This window comes from Dehalococcoidia bacterium (genome assembly GCA_025060295.1).
Classification (GTDB): domain Bacteria; phylum Chloroflexota; class Dehalococcoidia; order Lucifugimonadales; family HRBIN23; genus HRBIN23.
Genome location: JANXCH010000005.1, coordinates 1 through 2,798, shown reverse-complemented (window position 1 = coordinate 2,798; position 2,798 = coordinate 1). Strand labels below are relative to the sequence as shown.

General features: G+C 66.9%; 4 protein-coding genes. 2 read left to right on the top strand and 2 right to left on the bottom strand.

Going from position 1 to position 2,798, the window contains the following annotated elements; all coding sequences use genetic code 11:
• Nucleotides 1–562: SMC family ATPase (locus tag NZ951_02880; protein MCS7206864.1), on the bottom strand; the 562-nt coding region annotated here is incomplete at its 3' end.
• Between the two features lie 3 nt (nucleotides 563–565).
• Nucleotides 566–2,158: an exonuclease gene (locus NZ951_02875; GenBank protein MCS7206863.1), complete on the bottom strand. Its 1,593-nt coding sequence runs from the start codon at nucleotides 2,156–2,158 to the stop codon at nucleotides 566–568.
• Nucleotides 2,159–2,261: 103 nt separating this feature from the next.
• Here NZ951_02875 and gatC point away from each other — a divergent pair, with 103 nt between their 5' ends.
• Together gatC and NZ951_02865 are read left to right on the top strand one after the other, a co-directional pair.
• Nucleotides 2,262–2,555, top strand: a complete 294-nt coding sequence (gene gatC, locus NZ951_02870; protein ID MCS7206862.1) for an Asp-tRNA(Asn)/Glu-tRNA(Gln) amidotransferase subunit GatC — start codon at nucleotides 2,262–2,264, stop codon at nucleotides 2,553–2,555.
• Nucleotides 2,556–2,798, top strand: a 243-nt coding sequence (locus NZ951_02865) for an amidase family protein (GenBank protein ID MCS7206861.1), incomplete at its 3' end; no start/stop codon positions are given. It lies immediately after the preceding gene.

The window sequence follows — 2,798 nt, the reverse complement described above, 5'->3', positions numbered from 1 at the left end:
GGTGCCCCTTGACCACCTCTCGGGCGTGCTCATAGAGGTCCAACCCCAGGATGCGGGCCAGGAGGCGCCGCCGCTCCTGGGGGGCGACGCGGGAGAAGAGGTCGGCCTGCCCCTGCAGGAGGTAGGCGGTGTGCACAAAGGCGTCGTAGTCCATCCCCAGGAGGGTGGTGATCCTCTTTTGGGTTTCGGCAACGGAGTTGCCGCTGATGTCGCGCCAGAGGTCGGGGTCCACCTGCACCTGCAGGGAGAGGCGATGCTGGGAGGCACGCCGGGGACCTCCCGCCTTCTGGTAGAGGCGACGCACCCGGTAGACTCGCCCGTCCTGGGCGAACTCCAGGTCGACGGCCATGTCGGCCTGGCCGCGATGCACCAAGCTATCGTTGGTCTGCCCCCCGCCCCGGGAGCATTCGCCCCATAAGGCCCAGGTTATGGCGTCCAGCAGGGCGCTCTTGCCGTGCCCGTTGTTCCCCGACAGACACACCACCTGCATGCCCCGTAGGTCCAGGGGGGGCGGCTCCCGATAGGAGAGGAAGTTTTTGATCTGCAGACGCAGTGGACGCACGGTCTAGGCGAACTCCAAGGTGTGGCCGTGTCGGGGCATGAGCACCTCTATGCCCGTTCCGCTCAAGTGTTCTACGAAGTAATCATACGCTTCGGGCTGGGCGTGGACAAGGAGGAGGGTGCGGGGGCGCACCTGGCGCACCATGTCCACCAGGTCGGAGCCGGAGGCGTGGCCCGAGGCGTGCAGGCCCTCCTCCTCTGGGGGGATGAGCCAGAGGCCTGTGGCCCGGCCCCGCTGGGGCACCCCCACCGGGCGCATCTGGAAGTGGTGCAGCCAGTTCAGGAGGCGGTCAAAGTCCAGCCCGCTCTCCTCGTCAAAGGCCTCGTGGGAGGAGTAGAGGTACAGGCTCCCCGGGCGTGGGCGCAGGGTGGGCAGGTCGTTCAGATCCAGCAGGCTGAAGCAGAGGATGAAGGCCTCCTGGTTCTGGTGCACATCCTTAGGCGTTACCAGGGCAGATTCGTACCTCTGGCGTATGTCTTGCTCCCAGGCGTCCTGTCGGATTTTCGGCTCAGCGTACAGCCGGATGCCCGTCTCTGGGCCGGGTGCAGGAAGGGAGGGGTCTAGGGTGCGCAGGGCGTCCAGCAGGTAGGCGTCCTTGGGGAAGATGACCAGTTGGCGTCCCAGGTCGCGGGCGAGGGCGTGGAAGATGAGGAGGCGCTCCACATTACGGGGGCCGAAGTCGGCGAACACCAGGCCCCCCTGTACGCTTTTCAAGTGCTCCCGGGCGCGCTGAGCCACATCACTCTCGGTGAAGGAGGGGCGGGAGCCGGGGGGTGCCCGCGTCCCCTCGCACAGGAGCACCCGCGGGCGCAACTGCGCCAGGTCGTCTAGGAAGCGCTGGGTGTCCTGGGCGCGTGCGCCGTGGCGGCGGATGTCGCCCGTGTAGGCCACCCAGCCCGCCGAGGTCTCCACCGCCCAGGCGCACGCCCCTGGCACCGAGTGGTCCACCGGCCAGCACCGCACGGCATGCTTTTTATCCAGGGCACTGGCGGTCTGCAAAGTGGTGTGCTTCATGCTCTTTCGCGCCCAGAGGGACTGGCCCCAGAAGCGGCGGGCAGCGTCGGTGAGGGGAGCATCGGCGGGGACGACAAACTGGCGCTGGACGGCAGAGGCGTCCGGGTCATTGGTGAGGAGGTCATCACGTTTGGGGGCTTGGGGGGTGTAGTAGACCACCTCCCGCTCTATGTCGCCGCGGCTGGTGTCCTGGATGGCCTTGGCCAGCACCGCTGTGGTGAGGGTTGCGTAGACGGGGATGTCCGGGTGCAGAAGGGAGATGTAGCCCGAGTGGTCCAGGTGGGCGTGGGAGAGGAGGACGCCCTGCACCTCCACCGTGGGACGGTCAGGGAAGACCTGTCCCACCAGGGGGTGCTCCAGGTCGGGGCGGTAGAGGCCCTTGACGGGGGGCACCAGGCCCATAGTCAGGAAGTCCAAGAGGCCGAAGGCCTTGCGGGGTTGAAGGTATTCCTCGTAAAACTTACCCCACTGGTGGAAGGGGATGCCGAAGTCAAAGAGCCAGCGGGCGGGGCCGTCCTCCACCAGCACCTGGTTGCCCCCTACCTGCCGCGCCCCTCCGTAGACGGTGATGCGCACTGCCATCCCAAGCCTCCGCGCGGATGCGTTCCCAGCATAGCACAGAGGGATGAAACCCTACAAGGCGAACAGGACACCCCCTGCGGTAAGATATCCCCAGGAGGATGCTATGGCCCTGACCCGAGAACAGGTGCTCCACGTAGCCACCCTGTGCCGTATCGGCCTCACCGAGGAGGAGGTGGAGCGCTTTCGGGTGCAACTGTCCCAGATTGTGGAGCAGTTTGCGGTGCTCCAGCAGATAGACACCACCGAGGTGCCCCCCACCAGCCACTCGGTGGCCCTGGCCAGCGTCATGCGCCCCGACGAGCCCCAAGCGCCCTTCCCGCGCGAGGAGATTTTGCGCAACGCCCCCCGCCGGGAGGGGGCCTTCTTCCGCGTCCCCCTGGTGTTGGAGGAGAGTTAGATGCCCCCCCTCTACGCCCTCACGGTGCACCAGGCCCATGCCCTCCTGCGCCGGCGAGAGGTGTCAGCCCTGGAGGTGACCCGCGCCGTCTTGGAACGAATTCGCCAGGTGGAGCCTCTGCTGAACGCCTACATCACCGTTACCGAGGACCTGGCCCTCCAGCAGGCCCAGGAGGCCGACCGACGCATCGCCCAGGGGGAGATGACCCCCCTCACGGGCATCCCCATGCAGATCAAGGATGTT